Annotated in this window: 13 protein-coding genes; 2 read left to right on the top strand and 11 right to left on the bottom strand. The window is 70.3% G+C overall.

Annotated features, from left to right (window positions below):
• Positions 1 to 109: 109 nt before the first annotated feature.
• On the bottom strand, positions 110 to 904 hold the full coding sequence (locus ACIRG5_RS10415) for a hypothetical protein (protein ID WP_402903018.1): 795 nt from the start codon (positions 902 to 904) through the stop codon (positions 110 to 112).
• Between the two features lie 68 nt (positions 905 to 972).
• On the opposite strand from ACIRG5_RS10415, the gene ACIRG5_RS10410 reads away from it, so the two are divergent.
• The gene (locus ACIRG5_RS10410) at positions 973 to 1,269 is read left to right on the top strand and encodes a hypothetical protein (RefSeq protein ID WP_402903015.1); all 297 of its coding nucleotides are present in this window, start codon (positions 973 to 975) and stop codon (positions 1,267 to 1,269) included.
• Positions 1,270 to 1,473: 204 nt separating this feature from the next.
• Positions 1,474 to 1,887 (top strand): hypothetical protein, encoded by a 414-nt coding sequence (locus ACIRG5_RS10405; RefSeq protein WP_402903012.1) that lies wholly within the window; start codon positions 1,474 to 1,476, stop codon positions 1,885 to 1,887.
• 681 nt (positions 1,888 to 2,568) lie between these two features.
• Here ACIRG5_RS10405 and ACIRG5_RS10400 read toward each other — a convergent pair.
• The 10 genes from ACIRG5_RS10400 to ACIRG5_RS10355 all read right to left on the bottom strand — a co-directional run bounded on the left by ACIRG5_RS10400 (position 2,569) and on the right by ACIRG5_RS10355 (position 21,477).
• The gene (locus ACIRG5_RS10400; protein ID WP_402903009.1) at positions 2,569 to 6,543 is read right to left on the bottom strand and encodes an amino acid adenylation domain-containing protein; all 3,975 of its coding nucleotides are present in this window, start codon (positions 6,541 to 6,543) and stop codon (positions 2,569 to 2,571) included.
• 115 nt (positions 6,544 to 6,658) lie between these two features.
• Complete coding sequence (locus ACIRG5_RS10395) at positions 6,659 to 11,836, bottom strand: amino acid adenylation domain-containing protein (protein WP_402903007.1); 5,178 nt, start codon at positions 11,834 to 11,836, stop codon at positions 6,659 to 6,661.
• Positions 11,823 to 13,841, bottom strand: coding sequence for a condensation domain-containing protein (locus tag ACIRG5_RS10390; protein ID WP_402903004.1), 2,019 nt, complete (start codon positions 13,839 to 13,841; stop codon positions 11,823 to 11,825). Before ACIRG5_RS10390 ends, ACIRG5_RS10395 begins: the two co-directional genes overlap by 14 nt.
• A 64-nt stretch (positions 13,842 to 13,905) precedes the next feature.
• Positions 13,906 to 14,610: a thioesterase II family protein gene (locus tag ACIRG5_RS10385; protein ID WP_402903002.1), complete on the bottom strand. Its 705-nt coding sequence runs from the start codon at positions 14,608 to 14,610 to the stop codon at positions 13,906 to 13,908.
• Positions 14,610 to 18,023 (bottom strand): amino acid adenylation domain-containing protein, encoded by a 3,414-nt coding sequence (locus ACIRG5_RS10380; RefSeq protein ID WP_402903000.1) that lies wholly within the window; start codon positions 18,021 to 18,023, stop codon positions 14,610 to 14,612. The genes ACIRG5_RS10385 and ACIRG5_RS10380 overlap by 1 nt, the downstream gene beginning before the upstream one ends.
• Positions 18,024 to 18,085: 62 nt before the next feature.
• On the bottom strand, positions 18,086 to 19,108 hold the full coding sequence (locus ACIRG5_RS10375) for a BtrH N-terminal domain-containing protein (RefSeq protein WP_402902997.1): 1,023 nt from the start codon (positions 19,106 to 19,108) through the stop codon (positions 18,086 to 18,088).
• On the bottom strand, positions 19,105 to 19,647 hold the full coding sequence (locus ACIRG5_RS10370; RefSeq protein WP_402902994.1) for a hypothetical protein: 543 nt from the start codon (positions 19,645 to 19,647) through the stop codon (positions 19,105 to 19,107). The genes ACIRG5_RS10375 and ACIRG5_RS10370 overlap by 4 nt, the downstream gene beginning before the upstream one ends.
• Complete coding sequence (locus ACIRG5_RS10365; protein WP_402902991.1) at positions 19,647 to 19,931, bottom strand: hypothetical protein; 285 nt, start codon at positions 19,929 to 19,931, stop codon at positions 19,647 to 19,649. The genes ACIRG5_RS10370 and ACIRG5_RS10365 overlap by 1 nt, the downstream gene beginning before the upstream one ends.
• Positions 19,928 to 20,656 (bottom strand): 2OG-Fe dioxygenase family protein, encoded by a 729-nt coding sequence (locus ACIRG5_RS10360; RefSeq protein WP_402902988.1) that lies wholly within the window; start codon positions 20,654 to 20,656, stop codon positions 19,928 to 19,930. Before ACIRG5_RS10360 ends, ACIRG5_RS10365 begins: the two co-directional genes overlap by 4 nt.
• 77 nt (positions 20,657 to 20,733) lie before the next feature.
• Positions 20,734 to 21,477, bottom strand: coding sequence for a thioesterase II family protein (locus ACIRG5_RS10355; protein WP_402902985.1), 744 nt, complete (start codon positions 21,475 to 21,477; stop codon positions 20,734 to 20,736).
• Position 21,478 lies beyond the last annotated feature (1 nt).

Raw genomic sequence — 21,478 nt, 5'->3', positions numbered from 1 at the left:
CCGCGCTCGTCGTCCTCGCGAACGCGAGCGACCACGGCCTGGCAGTCCATCAAGGAGAGCGGGACCGGCAGGTGGCCACGAAGGACTCTTTGTCTGGGTGGACTTCTGGTCAGGCCAGAGCGGGCCGACGCAGGCGGAACCACGCGGTCGACGCCGCGACGAGAACCAGCGCTACCGCCGCTGTCACAGACAACACGGGCTCTCGTGCTTCGGCTGCGGCGATCACAACAGCGACGAGCGCCCAGGCCACTGCGAGTCCGTAGGACAGCAGACCGGACGTGCGCCACAACAACGCGACCGCGGTTGCCGTCGCTCCCAGCAGGATCGCGAACTGACCCGCCACACCGGCGGTGCCGTTGATCGGCGCTCCACTTTCGGCAAGTGCCGTCGTGAGGTTGACCCAGATCGCCACACTGCTCCAGCCGGTGTACACACCCAGCGTCGACCACAGCAGCACCCTCGGCGCCCGCGCCCACTGCCCGATCTCGGCACGTGCGCCGAGCGCGATCTGCACGGCCTTGAGCAAACCGATCACCATCACCACGAAGACGCCCACCGTCGACCACACCGGTTCCACCTCGGCGGCGATGAGCCACAGGGTGAACCCGGCGAACACCACCGACAACGGCCGCGCGAGCCGGTCACGCAACTGGTGACCGGGTGCTCGGGTGACCAGGGCCCACACCGCGTAGGCGAGGCAGAGCGCCTCGACGAGGCCCCAGATCGAGAACGCGTAGCCGGCGGGAACGATCGGAGGCTCACCGGCGCGGTTCGACGTCTGGAACTCCCCTTCACCCAGCACCGACATCACGAGTGGGCTCAGGACCTGCCCCAAGGCCAGCACGACGAGCAGTACCCGCCAGCGCAGTTCGACACCTGAACCTGATCTCGTGATCGAGAGCACGACATTCCTCCGCTCGGCCGGCCACGCACCATGACATCTCCAGGGTGCTGGCCCGGCAGGCCGGTTGCATGACGACCGGAGCGAAAACCAGCAAGTCACAGCGGAAGATCACCTGTCCGCGCCCCACTGCGACCGGGCCGCCGCTTCCGCTCGCCATTCCCGCTCCAACGAAACCTACTGGCGAGTTGCCGCACGTTGCGGACCAACAGCTCCTCAGAGCCCGATCACCGAACCGATGGATTCAGGAGATCACGGATAGCCGCGCCTGCAAGCCGGTCGCAATCTCAGCCAGCCAGAAGAAACAATTTATCCGCTTCGTTCCGTCGAAATACGAAAATCCCGCCGATGCTGTTGCCGTCGGCTGACGAGGAAACCAGGAGTGAACATACCCGGAACAGACTCCGGCAGGGCGGCGATCACCGACCGGCTGGACTTCCTCGGTCCAGCCACCCGAGAAGCGTTGCGGTTCGCCAGCCTGCTTACAGCGACCTTCGCGGGATCGCAACCCAGGACTGCATCGCTCAGAAGATGGAGCCGCACAAGGGGCGCAACCTGGCTACGGTTCCGCGGTGGGCCAGCAGGTGCTCGCGCAGCTCGCCGGCATCGCCGTCGCACTCGCCGTCACCACCTTCGCGACGGCTGCCGTCTCGGCGGTCACTGGAGGTACGGGTTCTGTCGTCGCGGCGATCCTGGGCGGTTGCCTGGGTGGTGTGGCGGGCACCTACGTGTCACTGAAGATCACGCCGGACAAGCCGAAGACCGACCTGGCGATCACCGACCTGCTCACCGCGTGTGTCGTCTCGGGAGCCTCGGCAGGGCAGCTCGGTCCGGGCATCAGGCGTCTGGAGAACTGGGTTGTCGAGAACGCCACCATCACGGTGATGCGCCAAGCCATCGGCACCTGGGCTGCCTTCCAGGCCACCGCGGCCGCCCAGAGTTCCAGGGCTGCTCTGCAGCGCACGCGGACCAGGCTGGGCGTCTGATCCGCTCGACGTCTCCCTGACATCAGGGTCGTGCACAGGTGACTGACTGCCTTCGGGGTGGCGTCGACCGTCGAGTCTCCAACAGCGACGCGACCACCAAGGTGCGGAGCGCGGGCGCCACCCCGAACGACATCGCATGACACGCCAGGAGCATCGGTCCTGCATCGAACGATTGAACTCGCCCAATTTCGATCCAGAAAGTTCACTACCGAGGACACAGGCGTGCTTAGCCAGGCTCCTGAATCATTCGGGACGCTGACGATCAACGGCTGGCTCGCACGAAATTTCCACGCCCCGCGAAGTACCGCCCTTGGAACACCGCGGCACGCACTCAGTAGATCACGCGGACGTATGTGAACGCGTTCTTCGACCAGCACCTGACAGGCGAGCTCCGGCCGGCCCTCGACGCGCCTGGATATCCGGGAGTCTCGTTCTGCATTGAAATCCGGCGTCATCGGACCGCTTCCGCCACCGCTCGAAACCTGGAGAAACGAAGTAGCCGTCGACCGCGATCGCGGAAGTTCTGTTGTGGCAGCAGGTCAGTGATGACGCACGTGACGTGGCAGGTTTAGTTTGGTACACACTGAAGCAACTGTGAATACAGGTCGGCATCGGGACGACAGCCCACGAGGAGAGGCCGTCACGTGGACGGCCTCTCCTGTCCTGTCGTACTTCGGTCGCTCAGGACAACGGGTCCGGAGAACCCGTCCCCGGAACGGCGCCGACCGCGGTCAGGTCCGTCCAACCAGGACCGGACGGGCCGACCGGCCGCAACGGTGTCGTGTCCCGCGCGGAGAGGAACTCCGGACGGGTCTGGTCCTGCGGACTGGGGGCGTTGCGGACCGCGTTGAACGTGATGATCATCAGTCTGCGGCTCGTCGCGGACATGTTGGGCGGCGATCCGTGCAGCAGCTGGCCGTGGAAGAACAGCACCGAGCCTCCGTCGCCAAGGGGGGCGACGATCCCGTGCTCGGTCATGACGTCGCCCAGGGCCGTCTGCTCGATTTGGTACTTCAGCGAGGCCGAGAGCGTGGAGGCCCAGTCCTCCTCCGCGTCGAAGGTGACCGGGAGGAGGTCGCGGTGCGATCCCGGCACGAGGTAGAGGGGGCCGTTGAACTCCGTCACGGGATCCAGGAACACCACGGCGCTCAGCGCGTCCGGCTTCGGCATGCCGTCCTCGCGCTGCCAGAACATGAAGTCCTGGTGCCATTCCCAGATGCCGCCGCCCAGCCCGTGCTTTGCGTTGATCTTGAACTGGTGGATGTAGACGTCGCCACCGAGCAGCTCCGTCGCCGGGCCGAGCAGACGCGGGTCGCGGACGAGGTTGTGGAACACCTGGTTCGTCAGGTGCGCGCCGTGCACCGCCCGGACCTTCCCGGAGTCCTCCTCCATCGTCCTATGTGGACCCGGGCGGCCGAACTCCGCCTCGGACTCGTCGCGCAGGACCGCGAGTTCCTCCGCCGTGAACAGCCGTTCGCGCAGGAAGTACCCGTCCTCGGCGTACTGCCTGGACAGTTCGGTTGACAGTGTCACGGACGTGCCTCCTTGTCGTCGGCTCGCAACGGGCTCAACGGCTGTTGCCACCTTCTCCACCACCTCGGCGAACTCGGCGATCGTGGGGTACTCGAAAAGCGCGTGCAGCGGGACGTCCACCGCGAACGAGGAACGCACCTCGGCGAGGACCTCGGCGGCGAGCAGCGAATGGCCGCCCAGGTCGAAGAAGTCCTCGTCGCCGCCGATCTCCGCGACGCCCAGCGCGTCCGACCAGATCTCGGCCAGCCGTCGTTGGGTGGAGGTGCTCAGCGCCACGCGGGAGGACCGCGCGGGCGAGTCCCATCGAGGTGCGGGCAGCGCGCGCCGGTCGATCTTGCCGTTCGCCGTGAGCGGCAGCTTCTCCAGCACGACCACGCTGGAGGGCACCATGTAGTCGGGCACTTTGGTCGCCGCGTGGGCGCGGAGTTGCTGCCCCAGATCCGGGTCATCGCCGCCGACGCGACTCACGTAGCCGACCAGCCTGGCGTCACCGGCCGGGGCCTCCCGCACCAGCACGACGGCCTCGCTGACCTGGGGATGACTTTCCAGCGCGCTCTCGACCTCGGCCAGCTCGACGCGGAAGCCGCGGATCTTGACCTGGAAGTCGGCCCGGCCGAGGAACTCCAGCTCGCCTCCAGGCCGCCACCGGCCCAGGTCGCCCGTCCGGTACATGCGCCGCCCGTCCCCCGCCGCGAACGGGTCGGGCACGAACCGCTCGGCCGTGATGCCGGGTTTGCCGACATAGCCGCGAGCCAGTCCCGCGCCACCGATGTGAATCTCGCCGATCACTCCGTCCGGGAGGATCTCCCCGTGCTCGTCGAGGATGTACACGCCCGCGTTGGCGATCGGCGCGCCCACCGGCACCGGCGTCGGCCATTGGTCGTCGGACAGCGGCAGGTCGTAGCACGTGACGACATGGGTTTCGGACGGCCCGTACTCGTTGTGCAGGGACATGCCGGGAACACGGGCCAGCTGCCGCACGTCCGGGGTGGCCATGAACTGTTCGGATCCGGAGATGATCGTGCGCAGCGCCGCCGGTGCCGCGCCGGCCTCCCGATAGCCCGCCGCCACCTGCTGAAGGGCGGGTGCCGGGATGAACAGCCGTCTGACCCGCTGCGAGTCCAGAACTCCGTGCAGCCGCGCGAGATCCAGCCGCTCGTCCTCGGAGATCAGGACGACTTCGCCGCCCACCATCCACGTCGAGAACATGTCCTGCACCGAGACGTCGAACGCCAACGACGCGAACTGGAGCGTGCGCGGCGGGTCGTCCTGGCTCATCCCGTAGTGGGCTGCCTGCCAGGAGAGCAGGTTGACCACGGCGCGATGGGGCATGGCTATGCCCTTCGGCCCTCCGGTCGACCCCGACGTGTACGTCACGTAGGCCACGTTCTCCGGGTCGAGGCCGCTGCCGGGACCGGCCGGCGCTCCACCCTGCGCGTGAATGCCGTCCACCGGCCAGATCTCGGCCGTGGTCGAAGGCAGCCGGTGCCGCAACCGGTCGAACGTCAGCACCACGGGAGCATCCACTTCGGACAGCACGGCGCTGATCCGGTCCTTCGGGTTGCGCTGGTCGATGGCCACGTACGCGCCACCGGCCTTCAGCACTCCCAGCACCGCGACGACCATCTCCAGGCCGCGTTCCAGGTACAGCGCGACTCGGACGTCCGGACTGACGCCCGCCGCACGCAGGCGGTGGGCCAGTGCGTTGGCGCTCGCGTCGAGTTCGGCGTAGCTCATCCCGGTCTCGCCGAGGCGTACCGCGATCCTGTCCGGTGTGGACGCCGTCTGCGTCTCGAACAGGTCGAGCAACGTCGTGTTCGGCACGGGCTGGACAGGTCCCATGCTGCGTTCGGCGATCAGTGCGGCACGTTCTTCGTTGTCCAGCAACGGGATCCGCGACACCGGCATCTCGGTGCCGGCCGCGATCTCCGTGAGCAGCCGCTCGAAGTGCCGTGCCATCGCCGCGATCGTGGTGGCCGAAAGGTCTCCTTCGGCACAGTCGAACGACAACCGCCACCCGTCACCCGTGCGGCGAGCCGTGAGCGCCAGTGGATACCTGGCTTCCGGGGCCGGCGCGAGCTGTTCGGCACTCACGCCGGGCAACGCGAGGACCGTGTCGTCGTCGGAAGCCTCGAACCACACGTCGAACAGGGAGTCTCCCCTGCCCCTGCGGCTCGGCCTGGCCACCCGGACCATCTCGTCGAACCCGAGCTCGCGGTGGGCCGCGGCCTCGCGCAGGGTCCCGCGCACGCGCTCGGCCAGCTCGCGGAACGCCGGATCGCCGGTCACGTCGAGGCGCAGCGGAAGGATCTGCTGATAGCAACCGATGTCCTCGTCGCCATCGCGGTCCGGCGAGCTCGTGCCGATCATGATGTCGGACTGCCTGCTGTACCGGTGCAACAGCAGCGTCCAGGCCGCCAGGAGCGCGGTGCTCGCCGGGCAGCCGGCCTGCTGGGCGACGGCGTCCACGATTCCGGCGGAGACCTCGACGCCGTGGGACAGCGGACCACCGCCGTCCTGCCCGAGCCTGGGCAGATCGAGTCCTGCCGGGCACTCCGCCAGCCGGCTCTCCCAGTACCGCCGTGCCTCTTCGCGGCCGCCCGCACGGCCGGCCGGGCGCGCCGCGAGAGGTGGCAGCTCCTGGGCCGTGTACAGCGCGGTGAGGTCGCGGATCAGCAGGTGCTCGGACCGCTGGTCGAAGGCGATCCGGTGCACCACCACGCCGAGGAACCAGGTGTCCGTGCCGCACCGCACGAGAGTGACGCGCAGGACCGGGCCGTTGGCCAGATCGATCGGCACCTGAGCGCTGGCCCGCAGAATCTCGACGGCCTCGCTCTCCGAATCCGCCACCTCGTGGGTGAGTGCGAAGTCCCCGGCGGGGTCGTCGATCACCTGCACCGGTGTTCCGGCCACGTCGGCGAACCGCGTGCGCAGGGCCTGGTGACGCGACCGGAGCCGGGAGAAGGCGGCTGCCAGCGCCGCGGGGCCGACATCTCCGGTCAGCCGCCAGGCAGCCGAGAAGTTGTGGGCGGGACTGCCCGGATCCATCTGCGCGAGGAACCACAGTCCACGTTGGAACGACGAGGCCGGCTCCGCCGCCAGCTCAAGTGATCGCCCGGTCATCGCTCACCCCAGACAGCCCGGTCCGATGTGTTTCCGGCATCGTCCTGACGTCGCCGGGCCGCCGGCAAGTCCGGCAAGCTCCCGACACTTCCACCGTCCATTTGCGACAGTTCACTCATCCGGCGTTCCCCTGGTCCGTGGCCAGCCGTGCGGCCACTTCCTCGTCCGACAACGTGGAGACCATGGCGAGCACCTCGCGGAGATCCGCCTTGGACGCCTGTTGCACCTCGCGTTCCCGGACCCGTTCGGCGAGACGCTCCACCGTGGGGTCGGCCGTGAGCAGGTCCGTCAGCGGCAGCTCGACCCGCAGTGCCGCCCTGATCCGGCTGACCACCCTGGTGGCGAGCAGCGAATGCCCGCCGAGATCGAAGAAGCTGTCCCGCACCCCGATGCGGGAGACACCGAGAACCTCCGCCCAGATCTCGGCCAGCCGGCCCTCCAGGGCGTCTCTGGGCTCGACGTACGGGGTCTCGGCACTGCGTTCCAGGGCGACCGGCGGCAACGCCTTCCGATCGACCTTTCCGTTGGGCGACAGCGGAATGGCGTCCAGCCAGGTGAACACGGCTGGGATCATGTGCTTCGGCAGCTTCTCGCCGAGCGCCGCGCGGAGCCGGTCGCCGTCGGGCCGCTCGGACTTCGCCACGAGATACGCCGCGAGGAACTTGTCGCCGTACCGGTCGGGCACCGCGACGACGACGGCGTCGGCCACGCCCTCGCAGTCCCGCAACACCACCTCCACCTCGCCCAGCTCCACCCGCTGACCGCGCACCTTCACCTGGAAGTCGTTGCGCCCCCAGAACTCCAGCAGCCCATCGTCGGTCCACCGGAAGCGGTCGCCCGTCGCGTACAGCCGCTCGCCGTCTCCGAAGGGGCTCGGCACGAAACGCGCGGCCGTCAGCTCCGGCCGGTTCTCGTAGCCCTGTCCCACCTGACAACCGCCGACGAACAACTCGCCCACCATGCCCTGCGGCACCGGCGACAACCACTGGTCCAGCACGAACAAGGTGGTGCCCGCGAGCGGCCGCCCCAGCGGCACTCGCGCGCCGAGTGGACCGCCGGCCTCGTACGTGAGCACCTCGACCACGCACTCCGCCGGCCCGTAGGTGTTCACGAACCGCACGCCGGGATAAGCCCGGAGGAAGTCCTCGACCAACGCGGTGGGGGGTTCCTCACCGGCGGACACCAGCAGCCGCAACGCCGGATGCCCGCCGGGGTGCTCGTGTTCCAGGAACGGCCGCAACATCGACGGCACGAAGTTGCAGACGGTCACACCGTGCCGGTCCAGGACGCTGTGCAGGTATGCCGGATCACGATGTCCTCCCGGCTGGGCCAGCACCATCCGCGCCCCGTGCACCAGCGGCCACACCAGTTCGGGGACCGAGACGTCGAACCCGATCGGTGTCTTCATCAGCAGCACGTGGCCGTCGTCCAGTCCCAGCCGGGGCTGGTACGCCTTCAGCCGGTTCACCAGTCCACCGTGGGTGTTCGTGGCGCCCTTCGGTTTTCCGGTCGAGCCGGACGTGAACAGCACGTACGCCGGGTCGTGCGGGCCGACCGGCGTCCCCGGCGAGGAGGTCGGCTCGGCAGCCACCTCGTCGCGGACCACCGGGTCGTCCAGACACACCGAGCCGTTGTCCGGCGGCACCGCGTGCCGCGACGCCAGCGAGGTCAGCACGACGACCGGACGGGCGTCGGCGATCATTCCCGCCAGCCGTTCGGCCGGGCTCTCCGGATCGAGAGGCACGTACACGCCCCCCGCCTTCCAGAGGCCCCACAACCCCACCACTAGGTCCAGCCGACGCTCCAGGCAGACGCCCACCCGGGAGCCGCGCCCGACGCCCTGGCGGCCCAACCACCGGGCCAGCTGGTTCGCGCGCGTCTCCACGTCCCGGAACGACAGCTGGTCGCCGCCGTCCTCGACCACCGCGATGTCGTCCCCCCACTGGTCCACCACCGATTCGAACCAGCTCACCGCCGAGTCGAATCCCGTCCACGCCGGACCGCCGTCCCCCATCGAGACGGTGCTGGACGACGCGGTGGCGGACATGACCGGTAGTCGTGACACGCGCTGCCCGGCGTCGGCCGTCCCCCCGCGCAGGACCTCCAGCAGCCCTGATCCGAGGCCGGTCGCGGTCAGCTCGCCGAGCACGTCGGTGGAGTACTCCAGCAGACCTGTCAGTGCGCCATCGGCCGTGGGCGCCAGCTCGAATCGCACGTCGAACTGCGCCGTCGCCGTGTACAGCTGGGTGACCCGGCCCGCCGGAGCCACCGGGGGCAGGTCCTCGCGGAGCACGAACATGTTGCGCACGACCGACAACCGGTGGGAGACGTCCTGGTCCTGGCGAGCCAGGCGGACGACCTGGTCGAACGGCAGGTCCTGGTGCGTGTAGGCGGCCAGGCACGTCTCACGAATGCGGCCGAGCAGCTCGCGGAACGTCGGCTCGCCCCCCAGATCCACGCGCAACGGCACGGTGTTGGCCAGGAAACCGACCACTCCGGACAGTTCGGGGCGCGACCGGCCCGAGGTGACCGTGCCGATGACCACGTCCTTCTGACCGGACCACCGTGACAACACCGCCGCCCAGGCCGCGGCGAGGACCATGAACGGTGTCACCTGCTCGGCGGCGGCCAGCCGCCGCGCCTTCGTCACCAGCTCGGCGGGAACCGTGAAGGGCAGCGCCTTTCCGGCGAACGAACGCGCGGCACCCGTGGGCACGTCGGCCGGAATCTCCAGTGGCACAGCCCCGGTCAGTCGTTCCCGCCAGTGCTCCGCCTGCGCTGCCAGTGCGTCACCGGAGGCCTGATCTCGTTGCCATGCGGCGAAGTCCACGTACCGGACCGGCAGCTCGGGCAACAGATCACCGGTGATCAGTGCGTTCAGCTCCCGGGCCAGGACGCCCATCGACTCGCCGTCGGCGACCGTGTGGTGCACGCACAGTGCGAGCGCCCATTGCCCGGAGGTGGTGACGTGGAACAACGTCGTCCGCAACAACGGGGGTGTGGCGAGGTCGAACCGCTGGTCCGCGAACCGCGAACACGCCTCGCCCAGAGCCGCCTCGTCCCGCACCTGCCGGACGTCCAGGTCGAAGTCGACCTCGCCGTGGACGACCTGTTCCACGCGACCGTCGGACGTCAGGCGGAATCCGGTGCGCAAGGCGTCATGCCGGGCCACGAGTGCACGGAGCGCGGCGCGCAGGGCCTCGACGTCCGGCTCGTCGTCCCAGTCGACCCGGCCGGCGATGTGGTACGCGGCTCCCGCTCCGATCTGGTCGAGCAGCCACAGGCGCTCCTGCCCGAACGACGCCGGCGCCGCCACACCGTCGGCGAGCCGGGGAATCGGGTGGTTCTCGCGAGTGCCTCGGGACGCGGAGGCCACCGCGGCCGGAGTCGCCTCGCTCAGCAGCCACTCCAGCTCGACATCGGTGTCGTGCTCGGACATCAGCGTGGCCCGCAGGCGGACGGCGCGCAGGGAGTCGAGCCCCTGCCCGACGAGCGGCCGATCGAGGTGCAGCGCCGCGGGGGCGCGCTGGAGCGTCTCGGCGACGAGCCGCACGATCGGGTCTTCGCGGTCGCCGGCCGGCTCGATCGGCGTGCCAGGCGCAACCGGCTCGGTGGCGAGAACCTGCAGCGTCCCGGCGAGGTACCGCTCCCGGCACTCGGTCCGGCGAACCTTCCCGCTGGAGGTCCTGGGCACCGAGCCCGGCCGCACCAGCACCACGTCGGACAGCTCCAGCAGGTGGTCCTTGGTGACGGCCTCCCGCACCGCGCGGATCACCTCGGCCACCTCGGCCGGCTGGTCGTGGGTGAATCCCCTGGCGACCTCGTGCACCAGCACGACGCGTTCGGTCTCGCCGTCGTCGACGGCGAACGCGGCGGCCCTTCCGGCGGCCAGGCCCTGGTCGGCGCTCGCCGCGGACAGCTCGATGTCGGCCGGGTAGTGGTTGGCGCCCCGGACCACGATCAGCTCCTTGAGCCGTCCGGTCACGAACAGCTCACCGTCCCGCTGGAACCCGAGATCCCCGGTGCGCAGCCAGTCACCGTCCACATCGGACAGTCGCGCGTGGAAGACGCGCCGGGTCTCGTCGTCGTTCGACCAGTAGCCCGCGCCCACCGTGGGGCCGCTGACCCAGACCTCGCCGACCTGACCCGGCAGGCACTCCGCGCCGGTGGCCGGGTCCACCACGACGACGAGGTCCGCGCCCCTGGCGGTACCGCAGCCCACCAGCGTCGCCCCGGACTCGGCAGCCACGGCGTTGCCCCCGGCCAGCTCCGCGCGGTCCACCGTGAGCTCCGTCGGCCGCGCCGACGAGGCGACGCCCGTGACGAACAACGTGGCTTCCGCGAGGCCGTAGCAGGGCAGGAACGCCTCCGCGCGAAACCCTGCCGGACCGAACCGTTCAGCGAACGCGTGCAACGTCTGGGCACGCACCGGTTCCGCGCCGACGAGAGCCTGCCGCCAGCGGCTCAGATCGAGCCCGGCCAGTTCCTCGTCGCTGACCCGGCGCACGCATTCCGCGTATGCGAAGTCCGGCGCGGCACTCGCTGTCGCACCGAACTCGCTGATCGCCCGCAGCCACCGGACGGGGTGGTGCAGGAAGGCCAGCGGGGACATCAGCAGGCCGGGGAATCCACTGTAGAGCGGTTGCAGGATCCCGCCGATCAGGCCCATGTCGTGGTAGGGCGGCAACCAGCTGACACCGCGGGCGTCCTCGTCCGGTTCGAGCACGTCGGCGATCACGGCCGAGTTGTGCAGCAGGTTGCCGTGGCTCAGCAGGACGCCTTTCGGCGTCGCCGTGGATCCGGAGGTGTACTGGAGGAAGGCGATGGTGTCCGGCGTCAGCGAAGGCCTCGACCAGTCCGCGTCCGTGGCGGTGGGCACCAGCCAGCGCAGGGAGCGGTCCGTGATGCGCGCCTGCACCGCGGGCAGGCTGGCCTCGTCGGTCATGGCGACGGTCGCGTCGCAGTCCGCGGCCACGGCGAGAACCCGCGCGATTCCGGCGCGGGTGGTCGGCGGGTAGACCGGAACGGCGACGACTCCGGCGTACAGACAGCCGAAGAAGGCGGTGACGTAGCCGGCACCGGGTGGGTACAGCAGCATCACCCGGTCACCCGGTTTCACGCCGGTGGACTGCAACTGGGCCGCGACACCGCGCGCGGCGGCATCCAGTTCACGATAGGTCAGCGCCAGTTCGGCGCCGTCGCCGTCCGCGAACACGTAGCCGACGGCCTCGGGTCGCCCGGTCGCCCTGGCGACCAGCAGTCCGACGAGATCAGCGGCGTCAGTGCGCCCCATGGTCACTCCTGTCCTCATCCGCCCGGAACCGCGCGCGGTCCAGCTTGGGAATGGATCTCGCCGGCTTGGCGGGCGTTGCCTTCTCGACCAGGCCGGCCACGTTGGCGACGGTGCCCGCCTCGAAGAAGTCCACCAGGTCCAGTTCCACGTGACAGGCCGCGTGGATCCGGTGCAGGATCCGCACGGCGAGCAGCGAATGCCCACCGAGGTCGAAGAAGTCGTCGTGCACGCCGACGTCCTCCGCCTCCAGCAGTTCCGACCAGATCCGCGTGATCACGCGCTCGACCTCGGTGCGTGCGGAAACCTTGTCCGGTTGCGGCTCGACCCGTTCAGCGACCACCTGCCGCGGCTCGGCCGGCGGCGCGAGGAACTCCAGTGCCCCCGACGCGTTCCGCCGAGCCCGGATTCCTGTGGCGTACAACCGCGTGCCCGATCCGGAGGGGTCCGGTACGAAGCACTCCGCGGTGCGGGCGGGGTTTCCCGCGAATCCCTGGCCGGCCTCGGATCCGCTCACGAACAGCTGCCCGACCACGCCCACCGGCACCTCGGCCAGCGACCGGTCCAGCAGGTGCGCACGGGCCGGATCGAGTTCCTCGGCCGCGGCGAGCGGCAGCCTCCACACAGGACAGTCGGCGTCGGCGATCCCGGCGCGCAACACCTCGACCAACGACACCAGCAGCCGTCGGGCCGAGGACTCCGTCAGCACGTCCGCGGCGAACTCCGCGAACCCGGTCAGTCCGCCGTCGGCCGCGGGCGACAGCTCGATCTCCAGCTCGAACTTGGCGGTGCCGGTGTGCACCGGCAGCACCTCCGTGCTGATTCCCGGCAGCTGAGCCCTGGCCGGTGGGGTGTTGTGCAGCACCAGCAGGTGCCGGACGATCGGTGTGCGGCCCGTCGTGTCCCGGTCCGGCCGGATCGCCTTCACCAACTGGTCGAACGGCAGTTCCTGGTGCGCGTACGCGTCGAGGCACGTCTTGCGCACGCGACCGAGCAACTCCCGGAAGGTCAGGGGCGCGCGCACGTCCACCCGCAACGCCAGGGTGTTCACGAAGAATCCTACGAGCCCTTCGAGCTCGGTCCTGGTCCGCGCGGCGATCGCGGTCCCCCACACCACGTCGGCGCGATCCGCCCACCGCGACAGCACCACGGCCCACGCGGTGGCCAGCACCATGTACAGCGTGGCCCCCTCGGCCTCACCGAGCCGCCGCATGCCGTCGACGAGGTCCGCCGGCACCGTCAGCGGCACGTCTCCGCCCGCGAACGGCCGTCCGGGCACACCATCAGGAGGCAACTCGAACGGCCGCACACCGGCGAGTTGCCCGCGCCAGTACTCGATCTGTCCGGCGAGCGCGTCGCCCGAGACGCGATCGCGGTGCCACGAGGCGAAGTCCGCGTAGCGAATCGGCAGCGGCCGCAACTCTGGTCGCCCTCCGCCGCACAGAGCGCCGTACACGACGGCGAACTCCTCCAGCAGAATCCCGAGAGACCAGCCGTCCACCACGATGTGGTGCACGCACAACACCAGGTACCACTCCGCCGGACCGACCTGGAACAGCACGGCGCGCAACAGACTCGGCCCTGCCAGGTCGAACGGCCGGGCGCAGGCGAGTCGGGCCTCGTGCCAGAGCTCGGCCTCGGTGACACCGCGGACCGGCAGCTCGACCTCGACGGTCTCCTGAGGATGCACGACCTGGACCACACCGCCGTCGGCGTCGATCTCCAGCCCCGTGCGCAACGCCTCGTGCCTGCCGACCAGAAGGCGGACCGTGTCGCGCAGCACGGCGAGGTCGAGCTCGCCGCGCATCCTGAGCGCACCGGCGACCACGTAGAGCGCGCTGCCGGGATTCATCTTCTCGAAGAAGAAAAGCCGTTCCTGGGCATGGGATGCCGGGCTGCGCGTCTCCCCTGCCGGCCGGCGCGGGATCGGCGCGGGCGTGGCGCCGACACCCGCCGCGTCCAGTCGCCGCTGGAGCAACCGGAGCTGGTCCGCCGAAAGTGAGGTCACGTGATCACGCTTGCCCTGCCGGGCACCGCCAACAAGTCGGTGAGTCCCCCGACAGGGCACGTCCTCATCGCCCGCCGAACGATTCGCCGACCACGCGCAGCACCTGTTCCGCGGAGTTCAGGAGGTACATGTGTTCGCCGGGCAGCTCCCTCACCGTGAACCCGCGGCTCGTCGCCTTCGCCCACTCGCCGGCCAGCTCGGCGGGGACCAGCGCGTCGTGCGTCCCCCGGATCGCGGTGATCGGAGCCGCCAGCGGGATGTCCCCGCTGGGCCGGTAGTTCTCGTGCATCTCCACGTCCGCCCGCAACGTCGGCAGGACCATCCGGCGCACCTCCGGGTCGGCCAGTGCGCCGTCCTGGTGCCCGGCGAGCTCGGCGACCCGGTCGACGAACTCCTCGTCGGGCAGGCCGGTGGCACGCCGCGCGCGTTGCGTCCACGGCCCCGGCGAGCCGCTGACGACCAGGCTCACCACCTCGGCCTGTGTCGTGTCCGCCAGCAGGTGCGCCAGTTCGTAGGCGAGGACGGCGCCCAGGCTGTGACCGAAGAGCGCGACGGGGCCGCCTTCCCCGATCTGCTCCACGATCTGTGGCAACACTCCTCGGGCCGCCACGTGGACGTCCCGGTACGGCTCCTCCCGGATCCGCCGCTCGCGACCGGGCAACCGCACCGGAACGATCTCCACACCGGCCGGGGCCACCGAACGCCACGACCGGAAGAACGCGCCGCCACTACCCGCGAAAGGCACGCACACCAACGGAATGCCGCTCATCAAGCCCTCGTCCCGTCCTGCATCTCGCTGCGTGCCTCCTCGTCGGACAACGCACTCACTTCCAGCACGAGCTCGGCGATCGTGTCGACGTCGACGCCTTCGGTGGCACCGAGTTGCCGCATGTGGGCAGCGAGCGCGCGCACCGTCCGCGCCGCCAGGAAACCCGGGATGTCGAGCCTGATGCGGAACAGCTCCCTGATCCTCGACACCGCCTGGGTGGCCAACAGGGAATGACCGCCCAGCTCGAAGAAGTCGTCCGCCGCACCGACCCGCGGCGCCCCGAGCAGTCCGGACCACAGCTCGGCGAGCACCTGCTCCAGCTGCCCGGCAGGCGGGGCGTACGCGCTCTGGGAACTGCCCGCCCCCGGCTCCGGCAGCGCCGCGCGGTTGAGCTTTCCGCTGGGCAGCAGGGGAAGCCTGTCCAGCACCACGTAGGCCGACGGCACCATGTGGTCCGGCAGTCGCTCGGCGAGGTAGGAGCGCAACTCGTGCGCCGACGGATGATCATCCGTACGCGGTGTCACGTAGGCCGCCAGCCTGCGCTCGCCGACGGAGTCGGTGTAGGCCAGCACCACCGGCTCGTTCACGCAGGGGTGACCGGAGAGCGCGTTCTCGATCTCCCCCAGCTCGATCCGGAACCCCCGGATCTTCACCTGGAGGTCGAGCCGGCCGAGGAAGTCGAGGTCCCCGTTGGCGAGGAAGCGGGCGTGGTCGCCGGTGGCGTACATGCGGCCGCCCGGCTCGGGGCTGAACGGGTCCGGTACGAACCGCTCGGCGGTCAGTCCGGGGCGCCGCCAGTAGCCGCGGCCGGGACCGGCTCCTCCGATGAACAGCTCCCCCGCCACGCCGGCCGGGACCGGCACGCCGTGCCGGTCGAGCACGTAGAGCCGGTGGTTGGGCAGCGGCCTGCCCCACGGCACCCCGGCCGGGCTCCGCCCCGTCACCGGGTGGGACGTGCTGCAGTAGGACACCTCGGTCATGCCCGCGAGGTTGAGCAGGCGCACACCGGGCACCAGCTCGGCCAGCCGGCCTGGCAGGGCGGGCGGCATCCGGTCGCCGCCGAGACCGACCACCCGCAGCGCGACGCCGGCCATGCCCTGCCGCCCGTACGTGTGGTTCACCAGCATGTCGAGCAACGCCGGCGCCGAGCTCCACGCGGTCACCCGCTGCCGCCGCAACAACTCCAGCAGCTGCTCCGGGTCGGTGGTCACGATGTCGCCGGGCACGACGATCGTCGCACCCGCGGCCAGCGTGCCGAAGACCTCGTAGACGGACATGTCGTAGTTGAGCGAGGAAATCGCCAGCATCCGGTCCGCGGGTTCCAGCCCATAGGCCCCGTTCACGCCGTGCAGCGTGTTGGCGACCCGCCCGTGTTCGTTGGCCGATCCCTTGGGGCGGCCGGTGGAGCCGGAGGTGTAGATGACGTAGGCGAGATTCGCTTCCGTGACAACGGCTTCGGGGCGTTCCTTCGGGCACTCGGCCAGGCGGGCGGCCTCCGTGTCGAGGCACACCAGCCGAGGACCGGGGACGTCGTCGCTCACCCTCATGCGGTCCTCGTCGGCCACCGAGGAGTGGGTCAGCACGAGCGCCGCCCCGGCGTCCTCCGCCATGTAGCCGACCCGCTGGCGGGGATACGCCGGATCGAGGGGCACGTATCCCGCGCCGGCCTTCAGGATGCCGAGCACCGCGATGATCATCAGCTCCGAGCGCGGCAGCGAGACGCCGACCAGCTGCTCCGGCCCGACCCCCTCGGCGCGCAGGAACCAGGCGAGCTGGTTCGCTCGTTCGTCCACTTCGCGGTAGGTCAGCGTCCGCTCGCCGAACACCACCGACGCGGCGTCGGGCGCGAGGTCTGCCTGCCGTTCGAAAAGGCCGTGCAGCGTGCCCGCGGTCGCCGCCGGTGCCGCCGAGCCGCCACCGCTGAACTCGGCCACCATGCGGATGCGCTCGGACTCGGTGGCCATGGGCAACCGCGAGATCCGGGTGTCCGGCTCGCGCAGCCCGGCCTCCAGCAGCAGGCCGAACGCCGTCATCATCCGCCGCACCGTGCCGGCCTCGAACAGGTCCACGCTGTACTCGGCGCGACCGGCGATGCCACCGTCCGCGGCCGGCACGAGGTCGAGGGAGAGGTCGAACTTGGTCGACTCCGTGTGCAGGTCCAGCAGCTCGACCCGCACTCCGGGCAGTTCGAGCGCGGACATCGGCACGTTCCGCAGCACCAGCAGGGTCTGCACCAGCGGAACGGTGCCCGCCGACCGGTCCGCGACGGTCTCGGCGACCATCCTCTCGAACGGCAGGTCCTGGTTGGCGTACGCGGCGAGACAGTTCGCGCGCGCGGCACGGACCAGCTCGCGGAAGGTCGGATCCCCCGAGGTGTCCATGCGCAGCGGGAGGGTGTTCACGAAGAACCCGACCAGCGGCTCGACGTCCACGTGCACGCGGTTGGCGATCGGCGAGCCGATGATCATCTCCGGCTGGCCGCTCCATCGCCGCAGCAGCAGGGCGTACGCGGCGAGCAGCACCATGTACTGCGTCGCTTCCTCGGCGTCGGCCAGCTTCTCGACGGCGCGGACGGTGTCCGCGTCCAGGTCGAGGGGAACCGATGCGCCGTGCGAGGTTCGCACGGCGGGACGAGGCTTGTCCGCGGGCAGCTCCAGCACCGGCGCACCCTCGAGGTGCTCACGCCAGTACGCCAGCTGACCGTTGTCCGGCCGGCCTCGCTGCCAGACCGCGAAGTCCGCGTACTGCACGGTCAGTTCCGGCAACGGCGACGGCTCGCCGGCCACGTACGCCCGGTACAGCGTCGTCAGCTCGTGCTGAAGGACACCGAGCGACCAGCCGTCCGAAACGATGTGGTGCGTGCTCAGCAGCAGCACGTGCTCGTCGTCGGCGACCCGCAGGACGCTGGCCCTGATCAGCGGGCCGCGCGCGAGGTCGAACGGCAGGCGGACCTCCTGCTGGTAGCGCTCGCGCACCTCGGCCTCCGCTGCCTCCCTGGACAGCGCGCCCAGCTGTACCAGCGGAATGGTCAACGGCTCGGCGGGATGCACGACCTGGCCGGGCAGTCCGTCCTTCTCGGTGAACGTCGTCCGCAGCACCTCGTGCCGCCGCACGATCTCGTCGAGCGACCGGCGCAGCGCGCCGATGTCCAGCCTGCCGGTGAACCGCACCGCCGCCGGCACGACGTAGGCGACCGATCCCGGATCGGCCTGGTCCAGGTACCACAGCCGTTCCTGGGCGAACGAGCACGGCAGCGGATCACCTGTCCGCGCCGCGCGGGGAATGGCCGCCGCGGCCGCGGCCCTGCGTGCCAGCTCCGCGCCCACCAGCATCCGCTTCTCCGGCGTCAGGCCACGCAGAACCTCTTCCAGGTCGATGTCCTCTGCGTCGTACTCGCCCACCACGTCAGCCATTCACGCAGGATCGGGTGCGCGCGGCCGTGCTGGGAAGACGGGGATTCTCCCGACTCCCGGTGTCAGATCGACGCGACGACCGCGGCCATTCGGTCCACTGTGGCCAGTTGGTCCGCGAGCAGCGCGGTCGTGCGGCCGGTCAGGCCACGGCCGGCGGTGGCGGGGTCGTCGCGGCCGGTGGCGACGATGATGCGGACGGCGGACCAGTGATGGGCGATCCGGTCGACCTCGCGGGCGAGCTTGAGCAACCCGGGCTCGCCGAGACGACGAGCAGCCGAGGCCAGGTAGTCGCCGTGCAGACCGGTCACGGCGAGCGCGACACCGGCCACGACGAACACCTCGTCCACGACCGACGCGTCGCCGTCGCCGAGACGGGCGGCCGCCTCGCGCAGGAAGCGTTCCAGGCCAGGGAGACCGCGGTAGTCGGACGAACCGTCGGCCACGCCTTCCCAGCCGGTCAGATTCGCCGTCATGATCTCGCGGAGGTGGTCGCGGTCCGCCGGGCCCCGGCGGCCCGTCACGGTCACGTCCAGCCAGCGGTTGCCGATGGGGTTGGCGGTGAAGAACATGTCGCGGCTGTGCCGGACCGGGTTGGCAGAGTCGCGGGCCGCGGTCAGCTCCTCGATCGAGATCTCGCCGCGGAACCGGGGTGGCACCGGATCGCACACCGACACCGTGCCGCGGGCGTCGTCGAACCCGTACACCACCAGCAGATGGTTGGTGTGCACGTCCTGGTAGGCCGGGCGGAACGGCAGGAAGTAGTTGTCCGCGGCCACGGCGACGGGTGTGCCCTCCAGCAACCGCGCCCGGACCTCCTCCCAGCCCTGTTCGGGCGAGGACGGCGGGTGCCACGTGGAGGCGACTTCGTGGTACGGCGCGAGACTGGCGAACAACGATCCCTGCCAGCACGGGAAGTAGTACTCCTCGCGACGCATGTCGCCGCCGCGGTAGTCGAAACCCCATGCCGCGCCGAGCAGGTCCAGCGGGTCCGCGCCGTGGAAGCCGAGCAGCACGCCCGCGGTGGCGTGCAGGCAGTGACCGAGGTCGTGGCGCCAGTGCGAGACGCCCGGTAGCGAGACTTTCATTCGGCCGCCTGCAGGGTGAGAGCGAACACGTGCAACGCCGGGTTGTCCGGCAGGACGAGCGCGACGACGTCCGACGGGACCGTCAGCGGGACGCGTTGCGCCCAGATGCTGGGGGACGTCGTCCGTTGCACGTGGCGGGGATAGTGCATGTGCCGGCAGCGGAACGCGAGCACCTCGCCGAACCGGGGCTCGGTCTGCGGCCAGAAGTCGGACATCCGCAGCCACTGCCCGCGCACCGAGCCGTCCGCGTAGCAGACCTCCAGCAGGTCCTCGGTCCGGCGTTCGGCGGCGCCGAGCACGTGCACCCAGTCCCAGCGGCCCGGCGGGATCTCGACGCGCTGGCCGCGGCACCGGACGTTGTCCACGCCTGCGACCGGGAACAGGAACGGCACCTCGCCGACGACCGCCGTGCCGCCGGCGGGCGGGAGTTCGCTGGCGGGAAAGGTGTTGCCCCAGATGTTGAAACCGCCGCCGCCGAGACCGTCCACATCGGTCAGTCCGGTGTTGTTCAGGTGCGGCACGAGGGAGATCGGTCGCATCACGTCAGCGCTGTCCCCACCAGACGGACGCCCGGTAGCACCGGCAGTTCCACGGCCAGCAGCTCGCCGCGCCGGGGCACCCCGATCCTGGCGATCGACGTGCCGGGCTGCGAGCGCAGGAACTCCGGATCGACGGCGTCGCGGTAGTGCAGCCACACAGTCGCTTCCGCGACCGTCTCCGACAGGTCCAAGTGGATCCAGTCGTAACGACCGGGCACGACCTCGAGGAGCCTGCCGTCCAGCGGGTGGTCGCACGGGCTGAACGTGAGCTTGACGGCGGTCATGCCGGATTGACGTCGACGAGGAGCATGTCCCGCACGGTGCGCCCACCGGCCGGGTCCAGGATCGAGATCGGCGACGCCTCGTGCCAGATGGCCGTGTCGTCGACCAGCACGGACTCCAGCGGATCCCGCAGGGTGAACTGAACGTCCGGCAGACCGTCACGGTAGATCGCCGACTCCCCGCCCGCGCTGTTCTCCCTGCGCACCAGGTGCATGCCGACGAACGAGTGCCCGTCGCGATGCCGTCCCTCGGGTGTGGGCAGTCCTGGTTCGCCCGCCACGGCCACGATCCGGATCATGTGCAGCCCCACCGTCCATTCCGGACTGGATCGCACCTGTGCGGCGAGCGAGAGGTCGGTCGTGATGATCTCGCGCAGGCAGCGGTCGTCCAGGAACGCCGGCTCGATGGGGGCGAACAGGCGATCGTTCGACCGCCACATCGGGATGCCGTCCTGGCGGAACGTCCTGTGCGGCAACGGTGTCAGCTCGAAGCCCGCACCGGAGGGCACGGCGGCCAGCCTGCCGTACCGGCGGTACCGGTAGCTGCCGCCGTCGACCAGCGCGCCGTCGAGGACGAGGTCCTCCCACCCGGCGCGGAAGTCCCGGAACGCGGCGCCGCCGGTGTCGACCGCGAAGTCCTGGCCGGACAGCCGGGCGAAGCCGTCGCCGGCCAGGCCCGCGACGAGGTCCGCCGCGGCGGGCCCGGATGTGCGAACGTTCTCGGGCACTGGCCCTCCTTGGTGGTCGGCCCGGATCCGGGCGCGGTGGGACTCCCCGGACACTGCCGCGGAAGGTGCTGCGAACGTCACAGCGACGGCACCTCCACGGCCGCCAGGACATCCGCGCGCAGCTGCGCGAGCATCACCCTGGGGTTGTCACGGGGGAAGAAATGGCCGCCGTCGAAGACGTGGACACGCGCGTCGCCCTCGGTCTCCGCCAGCCACGCGTCCGCTTCCTCCTCACCCACCAGCGGATCCGCCGATCCCCGGTACACCCGCAACGGGCATCGCAACGGTCGCAACGGTTCCGGTTCGAAGGTGTTGGCCAGTGTGAGGTCCGCGCGGAGGACCGGCAGGAAGTACTCCAGGAACAGCGGATCGAGCGGGGCCTGGCCAGGAAGGCCCTCGGAGCGGGTGATCAGCTCACGCAGGCCGTCGTCCGTGGTCTCGCTGCGCCATCTCGGAGAGTGCAGGCGGGTGGGCGCCGCGGCGGCGGCCACGACCAGGCCCTGCGGCGGTCGTGGCAGCCTGCGGCAGAGTTCCCAGCCGACGAGACCGCCCATGCTGTGGCCGAACACCACGAGCGGCAGGTCGTCGAGCCCGGCCGTCTCGGTGACCAGGGTCGACACCAGCGAGGCCATGTCCGTCATCAGGGGCTGCAGGCTCCGGCTGCCGCGACCGGGCAGCTCGACCGCGACGACCTCGACGTCGGGTCCCAGGCTCGCGGGCCACCGCTGGTAGAGCTGAGCGGACCCGCCACCGGGCGGTAAGCACAACAACCTCGCCTTTGCCCGCCCCGGTGGCGAGAAATACCGCAGCCATTCCGTCACA

Source organism: Lentzea sp. NPDC102401 (genome assembly GCF_044765805.1).
In the GTDB taxonomy this organism is placed as follows: Bacteria; Actinomycetota; Actinomycetes; order Mycobacteriales; family Pseudonocardiaceae; genus Lentzea; species Lentzea sokolovensis.
Note: the sequence above shows the minus strand (reverse complement) of the source record. Positions and strands in the feature narration are given on the sequence as shown.

Coding starts and splice junctions, on each gene's coding strand:
- ACIRG5_RS10410 (WP_402903015.1), top strand. CDS start 973: ATGACGACCGGAGCGAAAACCAGCAAGTCACAGCGGAAGATCACCTGT.
- ACIRG5_RS10400 (WP_402903009.1), bottom strand. CDS start 6,543: ATGACCGGGCGATCACTTGAGCTGGCGGCGGAGCCGGCCTCGTCGTTC.
- ACIRG5_RS10395 (WP_402903007.1), bottom strand. CDS start 11,836: ATGGGGCGCACTGACGCCGCTGATCTCGTCGGACTGCTGGTCGCCAGG.
- ACIRG5_RS10385 (WP_402903002.1), bottom strand. CDS start 14,610: ATGAGCGGCATTCCGTTGGTGTGCGTGCCTTTCGCGGGTAGTGGCGGC.
- ACIRG5_RS10380 (WP_402903000.1), bottom strand. CDS start 18,023: ATGGCTGACGTGGTGGGCGAGTACGACGCAGAGGACATCGACCTGGAA.
- ACIRG5_RS10375 (WP_402902997.1), bottom strand. CDS start 19,108: ATGAAAGTCTCGCTACCGGGCGTCTCGCACTGGCGCCACGACCTCGGT.
- ACIRG5_RS10370 (WP_402902994.1), bottom strand. CDS start 19,647: ATGCGACCGATCTCCCTCGTGCCGCACCTGAACAACACCGGACTGACC.
- ACIRG5_RS10365 (WP_402902991.1), bottom strand. CDS start 19,931: ATGACCGCCGTCAAGCTCACGTTCAGCCCGTGCGACCACCCGCTGGAC.